The 19488-nt window shown below is 39.1% G+C and carries 20 protein-coding genes, 1 other RNA gene and 1 riboswitch; of the genes, 7 read left to right on the forward strand and 14 right to left on the reverse strand.

What is annotated here, in order from left to right:
• Positions 1 to 81: 81 nt before the first annotated feature.
• Positions 82 to 276 carry a hypothetical protein gene (locus tag ACNHOZ_RS17875; protein WP_013056879.1) on the forward strand — a complete coding sequence of 65 codons (195 nt, stop codon included), beginning with the start codon at positions 82 to 84 and terminating at the stop codon, positions 274 to 276.
• Position 277: 1 nt separating this feature from the next.
• On the opposite strand, the gene ACNHOZ_RS17880 is transcribed toward ACNHOZ_RS17875, so the two are convergent.
• From ACNHOZ_RS17880 to ACNHOZ_RS17895, 4 genes are all read right to left on the reverse strand, one after another.
• Positions 278 to 1063 carry an ABC transporter ATP-binding protein gene (locus tag ACNHOZ_RS17880; RefSeq protein WP_028413496.1) on the reverse strand — a complete coding sequence of 262 codons (786 nt, stop codon included), beginning with the start codon at positions 1061 to 1063 and terminating at the stop codon, positions 278 to 280.
• Positions 1064 to 1081: 18 nt separating this feature from the next.
• The gene (locus ACNHOZ_RS17885; RefSeq protein WP_047751057.1) at positions 1082 to 1564 is read right to left on the reverse strand and encodes a GNAT family N-acetyltransferase; all 483 of its coding nucleotides are present in this window, start codon (positions 1562 to 1564) and stop codon (positions 1082 to 1084) included.
• Positions 1565 to 1721: 157 nt separating this feature from the next.
• Positions 1722 to 2198, reverse strand: coding sequence for a site-2 protease family protein (locus ACNHOZ_RS17890; protein WP_028413498.1), 477 nt, complete (start codon positions 2196 to 2198; stop codon positions 1722 to 1724).
• Positions 2199 to 2345: 147 nt separating this feature from the next.
• On the reverse strand, positions 2346 to 3164 hold the full coding sequence (locus tag ACNHOZ_RS17895; RefSeq protein ID WP_230683464.1) for an AraC family transcriptional regulator: 819 nt from the start codon (positions 3162 to 3164) through the stop codon (positions 2346 to 2348).
• A gap of 138 nt (positions 3165 to 3302) precedes the next feature.
• On the opposite strand from ACNHOZ_RS17895, the gene ACNHOZ_RS17900 reads away from it, so the two are divergent.
• Positions 3303 to 6407, forward strand: a complete 3105-nt coding sequence (locus ACNHOZ_RS17900) for a glycoside hydrolase family 2 TIM barrel-domain containing protein (RefSeq protein WP_255900716.1) — start codon at positions 3303 to 3305, stop codon at positions 6405 to 6407.
• A gap of 36 nt (positions 6408 to 6443) precedes the next feature.
• On the opposite strand, the gene ACNHOZ_RS17905 is transcribed toward ACNHOZ_RS17900, so the two are convergent.
• The 4 genes from ACNHOZ_RS17905 to ACNHOZ_RS17920 all read right to left on the reverse strand — a co-directional run bounded on the left by ACNHOZ_RS17905 (position 6444) and on the right by ACNHOZ_RS17920 (position 10660).
• Positions 6444 to 7355 carry an EamA family transporter gene (locus tag ACNHOZ_RS17905; RefSeq protein WP_255900714.1) on the reverse strand — a complete coding sequence of 304 codons (912 nt, stop codon included), beginning with the start codon at positions 7353 to 7355 and terminating at the stop codon, positions 6444 to 6446.
• Positions 7356 to 7454: 99 nt separating this feature from the next.
• On the reverse strand, positions 7455 to 9371 hold the full coding sequence (locus ACNHOZ_RS17910; protein WP_028413502.1) for a vWA domain-containing protein: 1917 nt from the start codon (positions 9369 to 9371) through the stop codon (positions 7455 to 7457).
• 11 nt (positions 9372 to 9382) lie between these two features.
• Positions 9383 to 10273 carry an ATP-binding protein gene (locus tag ACNHOZ_RS17915; protein ID WP_014460283.1) on the reverse strand — a complete coding sequence of 297 codons (891 nt, stop codon included), beginning with the start codon at positions 10271 to 10273 and terminating at the stop codon, positions 9383 to 9385.
• 156 nt (positions 10274 to 10429) lie between these two features.
• Positions 10430 to 10660 carry a YkvS family protein gene (locus tag ACNHOZ_RS17920; RefSeq protein WP_013056869.1) on the reverse strand — a complete coding sequence of 77 codons (231 nt, stop codon included), beginning with the start codon at positions 10658 to 10660 and terminating at the stop codon, positions 10430 to 10432.
• A gap of 421 nt (positions 10661 to 11081) precedes the next feature.
• Here ACNHOZ_RS17920 and ACNHOZ_RS17925 point away from each other — a divergent pair, with 421 nt between their 5' ends.
• Together ACNHOZ_RS17925 and ACNHOZ_RS17930 are read left to right on the forward strand one after the other, a co-directional pair.
• Positions 11082 to 11576 carry an RNA polymerase sigma factor gene (locus tag ACNHOZ_RS17925; RefSeq protein WP_013056868.1) on the forward strand — a complete coding sequence of 165 codons (495 nt, stop codon included), beginning with the start codon at positions 11082 to 11084 and terminating at the stop codon, positions 11574 to 11576.
• A complete protein-coding gene (locus tag ACNHOZ_RS17930) occupies positions 11573 to 12763 on the forward strand; it encodes an anti-sigma factor (RefSeq protein ID WP_255900709.1) in 1191 nt (396 codons plus the stop codon). The genes ACNHOZ_RS17925 and ACNHOZ_RS17930 overlap by 4 nt, the downstream gene beginning before the upstream one ends.
• 27 nt (positions 12764 to 12790) lie before the next feature.
• Here ACNHOZ_RS17930 and ACNHOZ_RS17935 read toward each other — a convergent pair whose 3' ends face one another.
• Positions 12791 to 13243 (reverse strand): helix-turn-helix transcriptional regulator, encoded by a 453-nt coding sequence (locus ACNHOZ_RS17935; protein ID WP_033578859.1) that lies wholly within the window; start codon positions 13241 to 13243, stop codon positions 12791 to 12793.
• 158 nt (positions 13244 to 13401) lie between these two features.
• Here ACNHOZ_RS17935 and ACNHOZ_RS17940 point away from each other — a divergent pair, with 158 nt between their 5' ends.
• The 3 genes from ACNHOZ_RS17940 to ACNHOZ_RS17950 all read left to right on the forward strand — a co-directional run bounded on the left by ACNHOZ_RS17940 (position 13402) and on the right by ACNHOZ_RS17950 (position 14884).
• Positions 13402 to 14022, forward strand: a complete 621-nt coding sequence (locus ACNHOZ_RS17940) for a hypothetical protein (RefSeq protein WP_034265740.1) — start codon at positions 13402 to 13404, stop codon at positions 14020 to 14022.
• Between the two features lie 109 nt (positions 14023 to 14131).
• Positions 14132 to 14309: non-coding RNA, 6S RNA (gene ssrS / locus ACNHOZ_RS17945), on the forward strand.
• 146 nt (positions 14310 to 14455) lie between these two features.
• Positions 14456 to 14884 (forward strand): pyridoxamine 5'-phosphate oxidase family protein, encoded by a 429-nt coding sequence (locus ACNHOZ_RS17950; protein WP_013082985.1) that lies wholly within the window; start codon positions 14456 to 14458, stop codon positions 14882 to 14884.
• Between the two features lie 27 nt (positions 14885 to 14911).
• Here ACNHOZ_RS17950 and thiE read toward each other — a convergent pair whose 3' ends face one another.
• The 5 genes from thiE to ACNHOZ_RS17975 all read right to left on the reverse strand — a co-directional run bounded on the left by thiE (position 14912) and on the right by ACNHOZ_RS17975 (position 19374).
• A complete protein-coding gene (thiE, locus tag ACNHOZ_RS17955) occupies positions 14912 to 15556 on the reverse strand; it encodes a thiamine phosphate synthase (RefSeq protein ID WP_255900705.1) in 645 nt (214 codons plus the stop codon).
• 13 nt (positions 15557 to 15569) lie between these two features.
• A complete protein-coding gene (thiM, locus tag ACNHOZ_RS17960) occupies positions 15570 to 16376 on the reverse strand; it encodes a hydroxyethylthiazole kinase (protein ID WP_048021146.1) in 807 nt (268 codons plus the stop codon).
• A gap of 76 nt (positions 16377 to 16452) precedes the next feature.
• A riboswitch (TPP riboswitch) is annotated at positions 16453 to 16561 on the reverse strand.
• Positions 16562 to 16737: 176 nt separating this feature from the next.
• On the reverse strand, positions 16738 to 17955 hold the full coding sequence (locus tag ACNHOZ_RS17965; RefSeq protein WP_048021147.1) for an MFS transporter: 1218 nt from the start codon (positions 17953 to 17955) through the stop codon (positions 16738 to 16740).
• Between the two features lie 96 nt (positions 17956 to 18051).
• Entirely contained in the window at positions 18052 to 18651 is a 600-nt protein-coding gene (locus ACNHOZ_RS17970) for a TetR/AcrR family transcriptional regulator (protein WP_028413510.1), read from the reverse strand.
• Between the two features lie 261 nt (positions 18652 to 18912).
• Positions 18913 to 19374 (reverse strand): GNAT family N-acetyltransferase, encoded by a 462-nt coding sequence (locus ACNHOZ_RS17975; protein ID WP_223546665.1) that lies wholly within the window; start codon positions 19372 to 19374, stop codon positions 18913 to 18915.
• Between the last annotated feature and the right edge of the window lie 114 nt (positions 19375 to 19488).

Consider the following 19488-nt stretch of genomic DNA (forward strand, 5'->3'; position numbering starts at 1 on the left):
CATCGTACTTCTTTAAAAGTTCGTATAGACCAAGCCTTTTGTGAATAAAGTAACATAACGATATAACCAAAGGAGCCAACAATGACAGCTTATGATTCCTCTTCTTTTGTATTTGTAACCATTGATAAACATGACATTGCTGCTTTTTTACTCATTGATATTATTTGCAGCACCACTATTTATGTAGCATGTAAACATTATCTCCACAATGAGCTTGTTTCCATTGCAAGCAGCGCTCTTTTTCCCATGGTATGTAAGAAGGTTTCTCGACGCTAGCTCAGCTTTTTACCGGTTCTTTTAATGACAGCCAAGTGCGTTCCTTCTGCTGCTGAATCTCTACGGAGTGATTAAAAAATTTAGAAAGATGCGGCTCAGTGAGCTGGTCTTTCGTTTTTCCAGAAGAAAACACTTCTCCTTGGCGCATGCAAAGCGTATGGGTAAAGCAAGGCAAAATTTCTTCTACATGGTGAGTAACATAAATAAGCGTAGGAGCATTTGGCTGCTCTGCCATTTTTGCAATCAGCTGAAGAAGCTGTTCTCGGGCCATTATATCTAGACCTGTACATGGCTCATCAAGTATTAAAAGCTTTGGTGAAGCCATAAGAGCTCGAGCAATTAGCACTCGCTGGCGCTCTCCTTGAGAAAGTGTTCCGTAGGCCTGATTTTGTAAATCTTCGCAATTTAGCAGCTTCATTAATTCTATGGCTTGGTTCATATCTTTTTGCTCCACTTGTTCATATAACCCAATAGATGCAAATTTTCCGCTTAAAATCATTTCTACAACCGTATCGTCATCTCGAAACCGCTGTTGAAGCGAAGAGCTTACCCATCCAATTTCTTTTCTGAGCTCAGACAGATTTGTTTCTCCAAATTTCCTTGAAAGAACTTCTACTTCCCCTTTTGTAGGCCAGATATATCCGTTGATGATATTTAAAAGCGTCGTTTTTCCGGAACCATTTAACCCAAGCAAACACCAATGTTCCCCTTTTTCCACTGACCACGACACGCTTTTTAAAATTTCTTTTTCTGCTCGTTTTACCGAAACGTTGTTAATGTTAATCATGCTAACACTCCTTTACTCTCATTTTTCATTATATATACTATAAAAGAATAATGATTTATCCCATTTGTTAACTTGCTTTTCTTTTTTCATGCCAATTCTTTCAGCCACTTTAATCGATGGATAATTGTGAGGATCTATCAATGATATAATCTTCTGAAATTTCAGCGTATGAAGGCCATAATCTAAACAAGCTTTTGCTGCTTCACTCGCATAGCCTTTTCCCCAGCGGCTGCGTAAAAATAAATAGCCAAGCTCCGGGTCTACCTTGCCGTCTACTTTTTGAAGAACCATGCCGCACTGCCCTAGAAACTCTCGATTCTGTTTATCCTCAGCGATCCACATGCTAATGCCATATGTTTGATAATGCTGCTTCATCCATTGAATCCAGCGATATGTGTCTTGTTCATTTTTAGTAGAAGAATAATACTTCATTGCTTCAGCATCTTCAAATATTTTCATTAAATTGCCTGCATCGCTTTCAGCCATAGCTCGCAGCGTCATTCGCTCTGTCTCAATAATCGTATAAATCCTCTCCTTTCTTCCATTCCAACATCTACTATCTTTATTATCCGCTACTATTTTCTTTTCGTAAAGTTTTCCTTTTTTATTTAAATGAAACAGAAAAAAGGCACCAAAAAAGGCTGCTACACACAGCCCTTTAATCTGGATCACACGTTTTCCCGTACCGTAATACGTTATATATAGCACGTCCATCACTTGCAGATGTTTCTGTATATTGAATTGGCAGCAGTGAAAAAATAACATAATAGACTGAAAAATAAACAAATTGATAGCAAAATATATCTTCAGGCAGAATATTAGCCATAATTAATCCATTTATTATAAAAATAGTAAGTAAATTAAACAGTACACCGCCCGCATACACCACTGCATGGGAAAAGCGACTGTCGTTCTTAAGATTTTCATATTTACAAAACGAGTCTAGAAAATAGACTGACTTAATTTTAAACTTCCCCATTTTAAGAATCGTTTTCCCCCGCCCAATAGTAAAATCGACCTTCCCTCCGAAAATAATTGCCATGACGGAATGCCCCAGCTGATGAACAAATGATACAAGTGGCAATACAAGACAGAATGACCACACAAACTTTGGAAGATCATTTAACCCAAACACGTTTATCCCTCCTTTTTGTTTCTTCTCTCTACTTTTCCTCCCCGTTTTTACTTAAAACTACATTTAAATTCTTTTTTTTAAACTCATACGAAATAACTAGCATCCACATCATTTCTTATAACCTAGATAAAACCCAATGTATGTAACTTATGAAAAATACATTTTCCGAAAAACAGTTGGAGTCACGTTTTCTTGTTCTTTGAAGCGCTTGATAAAATAGCTTGGATGTTCATACCCTACTTGTCTTGCTATATCTTGTACAGAGATTTGGTTGTTTTTAAGCAGCAGTTTCTTTGCTTTTTGAATTCGGACGCGCGTTACGTATTCAAACGGCCGGATACCAAGAGATTGTTGAAAAAGCAAACACGTATACTGCTCTGTTACGTTGAGCTGCTTCGCCAGTACTTCTAGCGTTAACGGCTGATGATAATATTCCTCAATATAGCGAAGGACTGGGTTTAGCTGAGTAATTTGCTGCAAGCGACTTTTGCTTTCTATATATACGCTGTCTTGGCGCAGTTTCAAAATGACGCTATATAGTAGTTCAGAGCACTTCATGGTGCTAGAGGTATGATTTTCTTCTAACAAATTCATTAGCTCTTGCAGCATCCTATAAAGGCTTTCAGCATGTGTAAGGACGATTTTTCCGGAATTAATAAATTGAAGAGAAAGCATGATATCATCAATTACACTTCCATTAAAAGAAACCCAGCATACTTGCCATTCGCTTGTAATGGGGTAGTATTCGTGCGGAACATGCGGCGTCAGAAACATCCCTTCATTTTCTTTTATAATATAAACCTCATCGTTTACACGAAGCTCGCCTCTTCCTTTTATACATTGAATCCATTGATAATCAGGAAACTCTCCCTGACGTTTAATATGTGTTTGATGTCTCCAGCTTCCAGCGCTTGTAGCATAGAATGGCAGTTTCATATCTTCATCTGAAAGAGCCGGAAAGTACATACGGTCCACATTACTTCCTCCTTTTTATGTGAATATAGTTATATTATCATGAAAATAATTAGATTGATAAGGTTTTCAGAAAACGTTATCATTTTCATATAAACTAATAACCTAGTAATCTAGAAATGAGGGATCGACATGTTAAAAACCGGCAAAAAATTTAATTATACAGCACCTGCAAACGGATACCCTGAATGGAATAACAACCCTGAAATTTTTCAATTGAACCGTTCGAAAGCACACGCTTTACTAATGCCTTATCAAACGGTCGAAGAGGCCTTAAAAAATGATAGAAAATCTTCTGTTTACTACCAAAGCTTAAATGGAAGCTGGTACTTTCATTTTGCTGAAAATGCGGATGGCCGCGTCAAAAACTTTTTCGCTCCTGAATTTTCATATAAGAAATGGGACTCTATTTCAGTTCCTTCACACTGGCAGCTGCAAGGATATGACTATCCTCAATATACAAACGTGACATACCCTTGGGTTGAAAACGAAAACCTCGAACCTCCTTTTGCACCGACTAAATATAACCCTGTCGGTCAGTACGTCCGTACTTTTACACCTAAATCAGAATGGGAAAATCAGCCGGTGTACGTCAGCTTCCAAGGCGTCGAATCTGCTTTTTACGTCTGGGTTAACGGTGAGTTTGTTGGATACAGCGAAGACAGCTTTACTCCAGCTGAATTTGATATAACTTCTTATCTTCAAGATGGTGAAAATACGATAGCAGTAGAAGTATACCGCTGGAGTGACGCAAGCTGGCTTGAAGACCAAGATTTTTGGCGAATGAGCGGCATCTTCCGAGATGTGTATCTGTACTCTACTCCACCGGTTCACATCTATGACTTTAGCGTTCGTTCGTCGCTTGATAACAACTACGAAGATGGTGAACTTAGCGTTTCAGCTGATATTTTAAATTACTTTCAGCACGATACTCAAGATCTAACATTTGAAGTCATGCTGTATGACGCGAATGGCCATGAAGTACTACAAGCTCCGCTGCAAACAAATGTAAGTGTGAGCGATCAATATACAGCGTCCTTACGTACACACATTAAAAGCCCTGCAAAATGGAGCGCAGAAAGTCCTAATTTGTATAACCTTGTACTCAGCTTAAAGAATGCTGCTGGTTCTATTATCGAAACGGAAAGCTGTAAAGTCGGCTTTCGTACGTTTGAACTAAAGAATGGCCTTATGACAATCAACGGCAAGCGTATTGTACTTCGAGGAGTAAATCGCCACGAATTTGATTCAGTAAAAGGCCGTGCAGGCATCACACGCGAAGACATGATTCACGATATTTTGCTGATGAAACAGCATAATATTAACGCGGTGCGTACATCCCATTACCCTAACGATTCAGTATGGTATGAGCTGTGTGATGAATACGGACTGTACGTGATTGATGAAACCAATTTAGAAACGCACGGAACGTGGACTTATTTACAAGAAGGCGAACAAAAAGCCGTTCCAGGAAGCAAGCCAGAATGGAAAGAAAACGTACTAGATCGCTGTCGTTCGATGTACGAACGTGACAAAAACCACCCTTCTATCATTATTTGGTCGCTTGGCAATGAATCATTTGGCGGAGAAAACTTTCAGCATATGTATACTTTTTTTAAAGAGAAAGATTCCACGAGACTTGTTCATTATGAAGGAATCTTCCATCACCGCGACTATGATGCTTCTGATATAGAAAGCACGATGTACATTAAGCCAGCAGATGTAGAGCGCTATGCTTTAATGAATCCGAAAAAACCTTATATTCTGTGTGAATACAGTCATGCGATGGGTAATTCTTGCGGAAATCTATACAAATACTGGGAGCTGTTCGATCAATATCCAATCTTGCAAGGCGGTTTTATATGGGACTGGAAAGATCAAGCTCTTCAAACAACAGCAGTAGACGGTACTTCTTACTTAGCTTACGGCGGAGATTTTGGTGATACGCCTAACGACGGCAACTTCTGCGGAAACGGCTTAATCTTTGCTGATGGGACAGCTAGCCCGAAAATTGCAGAAGTAAAAAAATGCTATCAGCCTGTAAAGTGGACAGCAGTAGACGCTTCTAAAGGAAAATTTGCCGTTCAAAACAAACACCTGTTTACAAACTTGAACGCCTATGATTTTGTTTGGACTGTTGAAAAAAACGGTGAACTCGTTGAAAAGCATGCGTCTCTTTTAAATGTAGCTCCTGATAGTACAGACGAACTGACGCTTTCTTATCCTCTTTACGAGCAAGAAAACGAAACTGATGAATTTGTTTTAACTCTTTCTATCAGATTATCCAAAGATACAGCCTGGGCTTCAGCTGGATATGAAGTGGCGTACGAACAGTTTGTACTGCCTGTTAAAACCGCTGTACCTTCAGTAAAAGCTGTTTATCCTGCTTTATCAGTTGACCAAAACGAACAAACGCTGACGGTTACAGGAACTAACTTCACGGCTATTTTTGACAAGCAAAAAGGGCAGTTTATCTCTTACAACTATGAGCATACCGAGCTGCTTGCATCGGGTTTCCGTCCGAACTTTTGGCGGGCAGTCACCGATAATGACCTCGGCAATAAATTGCATGAAAGATCTCAAACATGGCGTCAAGTAAGTTTAGAGCAGCACGTGAAAAAAGTAAGTGTTCAACCGCAAATTGACTTTGTTATCATTTCGGTTGAGCTAGCTTTAGACATCTCTCTTGCTTCTTGCTATGTAACGTATACGCTATATAACGATGGTGAAATGAAGATTGAACAATCTTTAGCACCTTCTGAGGCAATGCCTGAAATTCCTGAAATTGGGATGCTGTTTACGATGGATGCGGCTTTTGATTCTTTAACATGGTACGGCAGAGGCCCTCATGAAAATTATTGGGATCGTAAAACTGGCGCTAAGCTTGGCCTTCATAAAGGCAGTGTAAAAGAGCAAGTTACACCGTATTTACGCCCTCAAGAATGCGGAAACAAAACGGACGTTAGATGGGCAACTATTACAAACGATCAAGGACGCGGCTTTTTACTAAAAGGTTTGCCAACAGTCGAGCTGAATGCTTTACCTTACTCACCTTTTGAACTGGAGGCTTACGATCATTTTCACAAATTGCCGTTAAGCGATTCCATAACCGTGCGGGTTAACTACAAGCAAATGGGCGTTGGCGGAGACGACAGCTGGGGAGCTAAAACACATCCTGATTACACACTATACGCCAACCGCTCGTATACAAACACGTTTACGCTAAAACCTCTATAAAAATAAAAAGGACTTTCAAATGAAAGTCCTTTTTACTTATGATGTCACCTCTGGCTTTCGCTGAGAAAGCAAAAATACCGTAGCGATAATAAGAATTGTACCTAGCCACTCCGTCCACCCAAAAGTCACATGAAGCCATAGAACAGAGAGCGCCGCTGCTGACAAAGGCTCTGCTGACGCAAGAACAATGGCTTCTGAAGCGCTAATGTGCTTTAAACTTTCCAAGTAGCAATAAAAGGCAATGAGCGTTCCAAAGATAATCACAAATAGCACCGCACACAGCGACAATAGCGACCACTCACCGGCTATATGCCACGGCGGATGAATAAATGAAAAACTTACGCCGCCTATTACCATTCCCCAGCCTACTACTTCAACTGAGCTCCATTTTGCAAGAAGACGTTTAGGCTGAAGCGTATAAAAAGCAGACGTCACAGCTGCCCCGATCCCCCAAAACAACCCCCATCCTGTAATAGACAGATCGTTAAAATTTCCGCTTGTTGCAAGAAAAAATGTCCCCGTTATGACGAGCGCAACAGAAATCATTTCTACTTTCACCGGCCACTTTCTTGCTTGCACGGCTAAATAGCCAATAATAAATATTGGCGACGTATATTGAAGCACTGTAGCTGTAGCAGCGTTTCCTGCTTCAATAGCTGCAAAATATGTATACTGCACGCCGAGCATACCGATTACACCAAACAAAAGCAGCGAAGTCCTCTCTTCTTTTGTTTTCCAAATTGCAAAAATATTGCGCTGCTTAGAGGCTATTGCCAAAAGCAGCAATCCAGATATTAACATACGAACGACGACCAGCCACTCTGCGTTAAAACTCTTATGCTGAAATAAATATTGAGCTACCGTGCCAGACACTCCCCACATCGTAGCACCAATGATTACAAGCAGCAGCCCCCACGCTCTTTTAGATGAAGTTTGAACTCCTTCCACTTACCATTCCTTCTCTCTTTTTTATATATATTTAACTTACCTCCCTCCGGATTAACGGTCAATAGCAAAAAAAGTCGAAGCAATATGCTTCGACTTTTTTTAAATGCTTTTATGAAGTAATTTCTTGAGTAAAGGAAATAGCACATCGGGAAGTTCTTCGATGTTTGGTACTAGAATACTATATTTGCCGTACATATTTTGAATGGTTTTCTTTTGTCCTTCATCAATTTCCCCGTTGGATAAAAAGACGTTGATGACTTCAATTCCGTGCTTGCGTGCTTCTAATACCGCTTCGTGCGTATCTACAATACCATTTTGTTCATATCCCATAGCGGCTGGTTCACCGTCTGAAAACACAAGTAAAAACTTTTGCTGTTCAGAACGCTGAAGCAAGCGACGTGTCATATGGCGAATGGCAAATCCATCACGGTTGTCTTCTTCAGGCTCAAGCTGCATAATTTCAGGACCGCTTTTACGCTTTAATGATGCTTGAAAGTCCATCACCGTCTGCAGGTAGTTAGGCTGGCTTGTTTCAGTAGCATCATTTGTATCTTCCCAAAATCCAACAATTTGATGAGGCACCATAACAGACTTTAACGCTTCATGAAATAGCGTAATCCCGAGCTTCGTTTCATCCATTTTGTCGTACATCGATGCCGAACAGTCAACTAGAAGAGAAAACACAGCATCAATTTGGGCAGAATCTTCATCTTTTTTATAAAACAAACGAGGATTATCATCCGTCCATAGTTTTAGAAGTTTTTTATTTAATCGGCCAAAGTGCAGCTCGCTTCTAGGTAGCGTTTTTTTATGTTCAAGCGTTTTTTCAATCATTTGCTTTAATTTTTTTTGATACGATGCAATGATTTTTTTATTCTCATCATACTGAACAACGTGATCGTCGCTTGGAAGTTTAGAATCTACAAAAACAGCATAGGCATGCTTATTTTCTTTCCCATACTCATAATCCGCTTCCCCGTCTTTTTCCGGATGCGTTTGCTCCATGGCTTCGATTTGAGAATAATCGTTCCGTGATGTTTTTTGAGAAGATCCTTGCACCATTCCCATTGCTTGATCTCCATCGTCGCCTTCACGAACACCATCGCCTAGCATGTCTGTTTTTGAACCTTGATCCATATCAAACTGTAGAAAACTTTGCGTCGCTTCGCTTGTCTCTCGATGCCACATTTCCATTTTCTCTTCGTGAATGTCTTCATCTCCGTCTTTTTCATGCTCTAAAATATCATCGTTCACTAATGAATCTTTGCGTTTTAAATCTTCAAATGTTAACCCTTCTTCTAACTGATCATACTGAAGTTCAGCCAAGAAGAAATAAGTATTAAGCATATCTTTTTCGATAATATCATCAAAAACATCTACGAGTTCAAGGCAGATGCGCGATACGTCTTTTGTTGTTTTCGCTTCATATACATTTGTTAGCTGTCTGCGAATAAAAGGCATCGCTAAGTTAATCGATTCACTCATTGAAGGAATTTCTTCAAACGGATTTTCAGCCGTTAATAGCAAGTAAATGCCGTTAAAAAGTGCATCCGTGTACACACTTTTTGTTAAATTTGCGCTCATTTGTGTGGCAAAATATTTTCTATAGAGCTGCCTTCTGACGGCGAAGGCTTTTTTCGTTCCAGGACGTTCGCGTTTGCATACTTCTTCTAAACGAATATCTTCAAACAGCATAAACAGCTGCTTAGCTAAGCTAGGTACCGACGTTTTATTTATTTTCTTTAAATATGCATTAATTTCTTTGAAGTTTGAATGCTTATAGCTTCCAATACTTCTTAAAAATACATCACTTTTTAAGCCGTACACTTTGTCTTCTTCTGGACGGTTATCCCAAAAGTGACTGAGATAAATAATGCCGTGTACAGGATCATAATAAGATGAAACGCGATACTCTACTTCAATTTCATCATTTTTTGTTAATGTTTTCGTTAAATCTGCCAGCTCCATATAGAGAAAGGAATCTACATTTTTGTCGTTAAATTTAATAAATCGCATAGCGCCACTCCTTACTCAAATAATGTTTCAGCAATATTTTGAATGGCGGCTTTTTCCCTTTCATCTTCTAGCTTTTCAATAATACCGCGTTTAATCGCGCGAAGAGGCGGCATATAAAGAGCTAAATCACACGTATCAATAAGCGCACGAATAGACGCAGCTTCTTCTGATACATGGCCGCTTTGAACTTGAGTAATTAAATCTGCAGAGAGCGTGACAAATTTATCAATTAATTTTTCGTCTTTTAACTGAGACTGAGACATTAGAACTTGCTTTAAGCTGCTCCCTTGAATATATGGCACTTCAATGACAACAAAACGATTTTTTAACGCTTCGTTTAATGGAACAGTCCCAACATACCCTTCGTTAATAGCCGCTACTACGCCGAATGTTTGCTGACCGCGCACTACATCTCCAGTGAATGGGTTTGTAATCATTTTCCGGTAGTCAAGTACCCCGTTTAAAATAGGAAGCGTTTCAGGCTTCGCCATGTTAATTTCATCAATATATAATAAATGGCCTTTTTTCATTGCCTGAATAACAGGTCCTTCTACAAACTCGATACCTGTTTTCCCTTCTTGTTCAGAAATTGTTTTAAAGCCAAGCAGCGCTTCTGCATCTAAATCAACCGAGCAGTTAACGCTATGCATCGGCTGAGAAAATAAATGCGACAGCGTTTCAGCAAGCTTTGTTTTACCTGAACCTGTCGGCCCTTTTAAAAGTACGTTTTTCCCTAGTGACAAGGCAATAATGGCATCTTCTAAAATATCTGCTTCTTCTGCTGTATAGCCGCCTTTTCCAATTAATAGCTGATCAGCATGAGACAGATTTTCATATTTACGATTCGCTAAAAGCGAAAGAACCTCTTTTGGTAATGATAATTGTGATAATTGAATTGACATAACAAAAAATCCTTTCTTTCTGCATACTTTCTATAGTTTACTAAAAAACATTCTTCTTCTCAAAGAATTGCTTTACCTATGCGTTTCTCTAAGGTTTCCGATAGAAAAATCGCCGTCTTTAAACATATATTCAGTAAAAAAAAGTAGGTTATTCACCTACTTTTTTACGATTTTATAGTTTTTATGATTAACGACTGTTTTCATGGATTCGCCTGTTTCAGCATCTTTTCCAAAATCTACGATAACCGAATTGTCTCGCACTACCATAACAATTCCTTTAAATCCTTTATAGTCGCCTTTTTTAGGCTGAATCGTATCGCCAACTTTAGCTGCCTTGACTTTAGGTGCTTGTTCTTCTGTACCTTGTGTATTTTCTACGTCCATCATGACCCCACCTTTTCCAATTTACCGTGTTTTTTATAAGTGAAAACACAATTTAATTTACTTTTTGTTGAAAATACTTAGTTTATTTTCCCACAAACATCCATGGTTAAACACCATGTGTTTGTCCATTTTCATTCTGCAAACAAACGCTGTATTTTTTATTATGTATGTAGCTGTTTTTTGTAAGAGCACATCCTTGTTCTATCATAACATTTTCTGTTTCCTTCGAACACCAATTACCCTTTAGTTTTTTAAAAAAATGACAAATTACACGGAATTATGTCGAATTTCATATGATTTTCTTTTTAGTATGATAAGCTATATATCGTATTTTAAGCATCTTTTATCTATTACATACGATTTTTGATAAAAAAACCGAAACTTTTATCCACAAATTGCGTTGATTAAATGAAAGGGGGAGAAAATGGCACAACAGCATAACTTTGAACACATTTATAAACAGCACATGCATGATTTGCTGCGCTATCTTCTCTCTCTTACTCGCAGAAAAGAATCAGCGGAAGATTTAATGCAGGAGACCTTTTACCGGGCACTTTTACACTTAGAAACGTATAAAGGCGAGGAAGTAAAGCCTTGGCTGTTCAAAATTGCTTATCACGCCTTTATTGACTGGTATCGAAAAGAAAAAAAACGCCCTACTGTCGAAATAGAAGAATGGCACTTTACTCCTCAGCCAAGTGCTGAAGAACAAGTGATGATTCAAAGTGAAATCGACGGCTGGCTTTCTGATGTATCTGCTTTGCCTCCGGCTAAGCAGAATATTGTACTGTTACGAGATTATCATGGCTTCACATATGAAGAGATTGCAGAAATGACTGGCTTTACTCTGTCAAAAGTGAAAATGGACTTGTATCGTGGTCGTCAACAATTGAAAAAAAGAAAGGAAGAGGACGGATGAGCTGTCAAGATATGAAGCATCAATGGGAAAAATATAAAAACGGCACTTTGACAGACAAAGAAGCAGAAACACTTGAACAACATACGGAAAATTGTGAAGCATGCTCAGCTCATTTAGAGCACTTGCTAACCGAAGATGAACCGTTATCGCCAACTCCATCAACTACTTCACTAAATGACGATACGATGTTGGATAATAAAAAAGTGAAAAAGTCCATTTATATGGCCAAATGGAAGCAGCGCCTTTCAAATGTGACAACTGTCATTAGCTCTGTCGTTCTGCTATGGATGATCGGCAGCTTTTTATCCATTGTATATTATCATCAATCAAAAACCGAATACATAAATAGCGTCAATCAAGCGGCTATCGAATCTGCTTTTCCGAACGTTCATATACGTGAAACCACTTCTGATACACAGTCCTTTTTCCGAATGCAGTCGCAAATGGAAGCTTATAAGCAAGTTGGACGTGAAGAGCAGGCCATTGGGACGTTTACATTTCATCAGCTGTTTAATAAAACGAGCGGTGTAGAAAAAGAATTTTCCGGCGGTAAATACGACCTTAACCTTTCCTTTGTCTATCCTGATCAAAAAAAACTAAAGCTACATGCAAAAGAGTATAAGGAATGGACGAATGAAACATGGAATGCATTAGAAAACCTACCAAAAGGAACGGTAAGCGAAGTGGCTATTTCTTTTGATGATACGTATTCGCTAAAAGAAGTTCAGCAAAAAATGAACGCCATCGACAGCCGTGATTTTTCTACCTCTTGGTACGCGCTTAATACAGGGAACGAACAAAAAACAAGCACAAAAGATGAGCCATTAATTGACTTAACATCAACATTTGGCTTTCCGGAGTTTTTAGACTTGCCTTACGAGCACAAAGGAAATCAAACGCACTCTACTAGCAAGTCGAACGTTTTAAATATGATGAAACTATTAGCCGATAATGAAGAAACAGTCCAAAAAGTTCGTCAGCTAGACCATTCCGATTTGTTGCTAAATCAGCGATATTCTTATGTAAAGAAACATGGAGTCGGTGTGTACGGCGTTGTGATTACAGGACCTACCAAAAAGCTGCTGAAATTAAAAAATGATCCGTCTATCACCTACGCTTCACTTGGAGATGTAGAGCTATGGAATTGGTTCAACCGCCCTTCATCCGGCACGTTAATGAATCAGTAACAAGCACTTGAAAACAAGTGCTTGTTTTTATTTCTTCGTTAATTCTTCAAACCTTTCTACAGCTTCACTTTTATCAAATGAACTAAACCATCGATAGTCTTGGTCATCTAAAATACGATAGTGCTGACTAATCATATTTTGCTGCAGACGAAAAGAACCTTCTTTTTGAATCTCTTTCCACCATACTCTTCCTCCGAGCGTTTTATCTTTTGGAGAAGATACGCCGTTATGAGCAATGATTTCTACTACTTCTAAGGGGACGTCTCCTAAAACCGATTGAAGGATTTCACTGTCACGAAACAAACCGCATACTGCAACAGTGGTCGTCCACCCTGCTTCCGTGCGCCCTTTTTCAATTTGAACCAATGTTTTTTTTGAAATACCAATAACTTCAGCCATTCTGTCTTGTGAATAGTTTCTTTCTAAACGAATTAATCGTATTTTATCCGATACGGATTTAATGACTTCTTGTTTATCCATTTTTACAGCCCTTTCTTTCTATACACGCACATGTCTTTAGTGTAATATTACACCTAATTAAAGAAGAGTTTCAAGCGTTTCCCTTCATCACAAAACGGGGAAATATACTGAAATGGTTTTTGTATACTAAAACAATTAAAAGGAGTTGAGAATATGTAATGTACATCATTGTATGGACTATGCTTGTACTATACGCCTTTCTGCTAGCTCCGGGAGCAAGCGCCGCTGATGATATGCTGTTTAAAAACCTTGTCACAGGAAATTTTCAACAGGTAGATCCGCTCGTAGTTATGGTATTCTCTTTTTTAGGGCTTTTCCCAGTATTATTCATGGTAATGATTTGTAAAAAAGATACGTACAAACTGCCTGGATGGCCATTTTCTCTCCTATCATTTGCGCTTGGAGCTTTTTCTCTTTTGTTCTATTATCATTGGAAAGGACAAAAAGTTCGAACACGTTCGCGTATTCCTTCACGCTTCATTGCCATCATTTCTTCTCGTCTATGGATTGGACTATGCTTAGCACTCACGATTGCTGGTTACGTATACGGACTATCCATAGGTTCAATAAGAGCTTATGAAGATGCTTTTATGCAGTCACAGCTTGTTAGCGTGATGACCGCTGATTTTTTTGTTTTAACGTGGCTTTCTTATTCCGTTATGACAAAAGAAAAGATAGCATCCCGGCCTTACCTTCTCTTATGTTTCATTCCAGTTGCGGGCCCTTTTTTTATTTTGTTACGGCATAACCGCCAAGATGTTAGAGAAGAAAAACTTTAAATAAAAGTCTTGCGTTCCATTCATTATTCCGTTATAATCATTTCTTGTACGATGAAAGTTGATTAATTAGAAAACATTTATATATCGGCATTTTATTTACATTTGTTATACATACCTGCGCTGTGCGTATACTCATGTTGTCTTAAACCTTTGAGTGTTAAAAGGGAGCTCAAAATTTAGCTGCAGATAGCACGCCCTTCTTGGGACGCTAAACCCGGCTATGAGGGCACCCACCTAGTAGATCTGGGTATTTAAGACACTTAGGGTTACGGCAGTGCGGGCTTATTTTTTAGTTAGCTGTAGCTAGCTTTTTTTATTTTTTTATTTATTAGTTTACATAATTATTTTATTGTTAACTTATATTTTTTTAGACATGTATGTTTTATTTATCTTCGATTGAGGAACATAAAAAGTAATAAAGGAGATGGATAAAATGAATGAACAAAAAATTGCTAAAAAAGTAAATGAAGTATTAGAAGGAAATCGTGTAGGAACATTAGCCACAGTTGTAAACAACAAACCCCACTCTCGCTATATGACATTTTTCAGCGATGAAGATGGTATCGCTCTTTACACACCAACAAATATCAATACACATAAGGCAGAAGAAATCGAAGCCAATCCGAACGTGCACGTACTATTGGGCTACAGCGGCGAAGGATATGGCGATCAATACTTAGAATTATCCGGGACAGCTGTTCTTCGTACCGGTGATCAATTAAAAGGACGTATATGGAACGATCACATGAAAGAATGGTTTGACGGTCCAAATGACCCTGAGTATGTTGTTCTGGAAATTACACCAAACGAAATTCGCTTTATGAATGAAGGCGAAGAAACTCCTCAAACCGTTCAGCTATAATAAAAAAGCGCACACTGTGCGCTTTTTTTATTTTCCTACCGCTTCTTTCAATTGAGCTGCTTTTTCTTTTGGAGACGCTGCTAAGCTAATCGCGGTAATAATAGAAACACCATCTGCACCTGCTTCTACTACTTGTTTGGCATTTTCAGGCGTGATGCCACCGATTCCTACAATTGGAAAGTCAATATTCTGGTTTCGCACTTCTTCAATTAATTTTGTACCTTGCACTGCTTTTGCGTCTTTTTTTGTAGAAGTAGGAAAAACAGGTCCCATTCCTACATAATCCGCCCCGTCTTTTATCGCTTGCTGCAGCTCTTGTACATTATGAACAGAGACGCCCACAATTCCTTTTCCTATTTTTTCTCGAACAATATGAGCTTTTTCATCTTCTTGTCCAATATGAATGCCATCTGCTTGTAAGCGGATCGCTAAGTCAAGATCATCATTCACAACAAAAGGAACGCTGTGCTGCTGACAAATTTGCTGAAGTTCTTTCGCCAGCTGATATTTCGCTTCTCCTGTTAAGGCACCCTCGCCTTTTTCACGAAATTGAAACACGGTAACGCCGCCTTCAATTGCTTCTTTTAATACTTCTTTCGGATCTTTTTTACAGTTATTGCTGCCCATTATAAAATAAACTTTCAGCAGCTTTTTAATTTCTTCGTTTGTCATTTTCCCGCTCCTTTTAACGTTGATGTACTCTTGCATATGATTCAATATCCTGTCCAGATAAAAGATGAAGCTGATTTAACAGCTCAATTTGAAAGCTCCCCGGCCCTTCTTCACCTTTTTTCGCTGCGGCGATTTCACCTGCCACTCCGTAAAAACTTAAAGCAGCAACGCTTGCCTCGACATATTCTTTTTCTACAGCCGCGAAAGCTCCTATAATTGATGTCAGCAGACATCCAGTACCCGTCACCTTCGTAAATAACGGGTGACCGTTGTCTACTGTATACGTTGTGTTTCCATCGGTGATCACATCTTGTTTCCCCGTAATAACAATCACTGTATCTAATTTGTTCGCTGCTTTCTCAGCAAGTTCAATGACGTCTCCTTGCCCTTCTAATGAATCAACGCCTTTAATGAGCCATGACTCGCCTACTACATTCGCAACTTCAGCAGCGTTACCGCGAATAACGGCAATATTTAATTCTTCTACAAGCTGACGTGCCACTTCTGTACGAAACGGTGTCGCTCCGGCTCCTACAGGATCGAAAATAACCGGCACGCCATTTTCATTTGCTGATTTTCCTGCTATTCTCATCGCTTCTACTTCTTGAGCCGTCAGTGTACCCATATTTAAGACAAGCGCTCCGGCGATTCGAGCCATATCAGCCACTTCTTCCTTCGCATAAGCCATAACAGGTGACGCTCCTATGGCAAGCAGTCCATTTGCTGTAAAATTGGTTACCACAACATTCGTAATATTATGAACAAGCGGACTTGTATCTCTTACTTTTTCTAATTGAGCTGAAATTTTACTAATATCCATGTTCTCTCACTCTTTTCATTTAGTTTTAACACTGCAAAAAAAAAGACAAAAAAGCACCTTGCATGCGCAAAGTGCTTTGGTATGTACTCACATTCCCTGCGCTGGCATTATCCAACAGGTTCAAATGGTCAACAGGCGCCCCTGTACTCTCAGCCTGCCCCGCGCAAGCTCCCATACTATTTATTACTACGTTTAAAGTTTACTATTAACTTTTTTTATTTGCAACCATTTCACTGTTTTGCCCATAAAATAAAGCTTCGTTATAGGCTGAGTGGTGTTGTAAATCTTACAGCTTTACTAAAAGCATCATTAAAAGACCTCCAGTAAACTACTGGAGGTCTTCTATCTCCTAAAAATTCTATCATTTCTCTTGAATCGCTTGATTTCTCACAGCTGTTTTTCGGTCCTTCCCTGCTCTTAAAGATAAAAGAAAACAAAGCAGCAGTACAAGTGCAGCTGATACGTACGGATAATTAACGTTTATATCAAAAAGAAAGCCTGCGACAACGGGTCCAATAATATTCCCAAGACTTGTATAAGCAGAATTTAGTCCGGCTACATACCCTTGGTCGTCTTGTGCCATCATCGACATTTGCGTGCTTATTGCCGGACGTAAAATATCTGTTGCTAAAAAGACGATAAATGTTACAACAATAATAAGCCAGTACGTGTGCACAAATAGCGTAAGTAAAATAAAAAGTCCCGTCATCATCAAGCAAAACGAAATGACTCTTTTTTCACCGAACTTATTTAAAATCCAGCCAAAAATCGTAACCTGCACAACAGCTCCTGCAATAGAGCCAAACGTAATAACAAACGCAATATCTTTTGGCGTAAAGCTAAATTTATGATCAACAAATAGTGAAAAGATCGTTTCATAATTGGATAATCCAAACGATGTCACAAAAACGATAATTAAACTTAAAAAATAAGGTTCTTTGTAGGAATTCATAAGCTGCAGTAGCAGCCGATCTTCTTTTGGATTCTCATTGTTTGAAACAGCATGATCTTGTACAGGACGAGACTCCGGCAAAACAAAAAGCGTAATCACTGCAGCCAAGCCTCCTGCTACTGCGGCCATGTAAAATGGCACGCGCATGCCGTATTCAGCTAAAAAGCCTCCAATACCGGGCCCGATAATAAATCCTGTTGTAATCGCTGCCGTCACATAGCCCATTCCTTTAGCGCGTTCTTTAGCAGACGTCACGTCCGCTGTATAGGCCATAACAGCAGGCATAATAAGCGCGGCCCCGACCCCACCTAGCATTCTGGATACAAATAATAAAAGAGGTGTACTCACTGAACCAAAGAACCATTCAGACAGGGCAAAAACAATCATTCCCGCTACAATAATTTTCTTTCTCCCTAACGAATCGGATAATCGCCCCGCTAAAGGCGAAAACAGAAATTGAGTTAGTGAAAACACCGCTACTAAAAGCCCCATCACGCTGCCGTTGATATGAAGCTCCGTCATATAGGTTGGCATAATTGGAATAACGAGACCGATTCCCGTAAAGATAATAAAAATATTTAGCATGAGCAGCAAAATCGCCGCTCGATTTCTTAACAATAATGACATATAAACCTCCTGATTACAAAAATACTGAACGTTCGGTCTATAAAAATACAAAATAATGAGGGATTACTCATTGCCACAATAAGCATCCCCGCTTATTTAAGAAGACCTTGCTATAATTCCGTTTAAAAATACATCGATTGCTGAATGGTAAAGCTGCAGGGCATTTTCCGTACTCGTTTTTCGAGACATGCGGCTCATTCCAACAAACAGCCCTTCTAAAATTACTGCAAGCTGCTCTGCATTTTTATGAGAAAACTCGCCTTCATCGATGCCCTGTTGCAAAAGTTCCCGGTTAAACTCCACGTGTCGTTTCACCATCTCATCAATTCGCTCTTCGATGTCGCTGCCCTTTTCCTCGTTGTTAAAAAACTCATCGGCAGCTTTCGTAAGAGGATGATTCAAATCATCTAAAATGATTTGCTCCGCTATTCCAAAAAGCTTATCTCTTGTTGTTTTGTAAAGAGACTCTCTTTCTTTCCAGTTTCGTTCCCACTCAAGATCCCATTCGTCTATTAAATAAAGAAAAAGCCCTTCTTTACTTTTAAAGTGATAATAAATATTCCCTTTACTGCTTCCCGTAGCTTCTACAATTTCTTCAATAGATGTAGCTTTATAGCCTTTTTGAGAAAACAATGCTTTAGCGGCATCTGCCACTTTTCTTTTGGTTTGTTCACTTTGAAGCTTTTTTTTATTCAAGCTATTTCCACCGCCCCGTACATTTATTATTTATACTGAACATTCGTTTTGTATTATCTGACACCTATACTACATAGGAAAAACCTTTTTGTCTAGTGAGAAAACCTAGTTTATACCTTTTTATATGAATCATTACCAAAACAAAGCCTCCTAAAAAGGCTTTGCCTAAAAAGCTTACTTGCTAACAGGATAAATGACCGCTGCTTGCCCGCACAGTTTGCATACAAATAAACAAATCATCTGCGCCTTCTTTCCTGTCTTTTACTCATTCAATTTCTTTGTCATAAACACACTGTATGGATCTTCTTTGTAGGTAGAAAACGGTTCGCACTCGTAAAATCCAAAACTGGCGTATAGCTTTCTAGCCGGTTCAAAAGCGGGTGCGGATCCTGTTTCTAAGCTTAAGCGTCGGTACCCTCGTTTTTGCGCTTCATTTATTATGTACTGCAGCAGCTCTCTAGCAATTCCTTTCCGTAAATGAGCGGTAGCTGTTCGCATCGATTTAATTTCTCCGTGGTGCTCATCTAACTCTTTTACAGCTCCGCACCCTGCTAGCTGACTTCCTTCCCACACGCTCCAAAACGTAATATGACGTTGTTTTAAACTTTCAATATCTAGAGCATGAATACTTTCAGGGGGGGAATGTAAGTTCATTCCTTGAAGGTGAGAACTTACTAGCTCAATAACTTCATTGTTCGTTAAGTGGTCTCTTTTTATTTTAATCATCTTCTCTTCCTTCCTGCTACTAAAGGGTGGTCAACTACAAACCGACTTATGAATACATTCACTGTCGACCTTTAAAAATCCTTTTATACACTCCCTTCTTTTTCTCCAGTT

The sequence above is a fragment of the Priestia sp. D51 genome (assembly GCF_053345675.1).

Excerpts from the sequence above, each read along its gene's own strand:
- ACNHOZ_RS17875 (WP_013056879.1), top strand. The coding sequence starts at position 82 with ATGACAGCTTATGATTCCTCTTCTTTTGTATTTGTAACCATTGATAAA.
- ACNHOZ_RS17880 (WP_028413496.1), bottom strand. The coding sequence starts at position 1,063 with ATGATTAACATTAACAACGTTTCGGTAAAACGAGCAGAAAAAGAAATT.
- ACNHOZ_RS17885 (WP_047751057.1), bottom strand. The coding sequence starts at position 1,564 with ATGACGCTGCGAGCTATGGCTGAAAGCGATGCAGGCAATTTAATGAAA.
- ACNHOZ_RS17895 (WP_230683464.1), bottom strand. The coding sequence starts at position 3,164 with ATGTACTTTCCGGCTCTTTCAGATGAAGATATGAAACTGCCATTCTAT.
- ACNHOZ_RS17900 (WP_255900716.1), top strand. The coding sequence starts at position 3,303 with ATGTTAAAAACCGGCAAAAAATTTAATTATACAGCACCTGCAAACGGA.
- ACNHOZ_RS17910 (WP_028413502.1), bottom strand. The coding sequence starts at position 9,371 with ATGCGATTTATTAAATTTAACGACAAAAATGTAGATTCCTTTCTCTAT.
- ACNHOZ_RS17915 (WP_014460283.1), bottom strand. The coding sequence starts at position 10,273 with ATGTCAATTCAATTATCACAATTATCATTACCAAAAGAGGTTCTTTCG.
- ACNHOZ_RS17920 (WP_013056869.1), bottom strand. The coding sequence starts at position 10,660 with ATGATGGACGTAGAAAATACACAAGGTACAGAAGAACAAGCACCTAAA.
- ACNHOZ_RS17925 (WP_013056868.1), top strand. The coding sequence starts at position 11,082 with ATGGCACAACAGCATAACTTTGAACACATTTATAAACAGCACATGCAT.
- ACNHOZ_RS17930 (WP_255900709.1), top strand. The coding sequence starts at position 11,573 with ATGAGCTGTCAAGATATGAAGCATCAATGGGAAAAATATAAAAACGGC.
- ACNHOZ_RS17935 (WP_033578859.1), bottom strand. The coding sequence starts at position 13,243 with ATGGATAAACAAGAAGTCATTAAATCCGTATCGGATAAAATACGATTA.
- ACNHOZ_RS17940 (WP_034265740.1), top strand. The coding sequence starts at position 13,402 with ATGTACATCATTGTATGGACTATGCTTGTACTATACGCCTTTCTGCTA.
- ACNHOZ_RS17950 (WP_013082985.1), top strand. The coding sequence starts at position 14,456 with ATGAATGAACAAAAAATTGCTAAAAAAGTAAATGAAGTATTAGAAGGA.
- thiE (WP_255900705.1), bottom strand. The coding sequence starts at position 15,556 with ATGACAAACGAAGAAATTAAAAAGCTGCTGAAAGTTTATTTTATAATG.
- thiM (WP_048021146.1), bottom strand. The coding sequence starts at position 16,376 with ATGGATATTAGTAAAATTTCAGCTCAATTAGAAAAAGTAAGAGATACA.
- ACNHOZ_RS17965 (WP_048021147.1), bottom strand. The coding sequence starts at position 17,955 with ATGTCATTATTGTTAAGAAATCGAGCGGCGATTTTGCTGCTCATGCTA.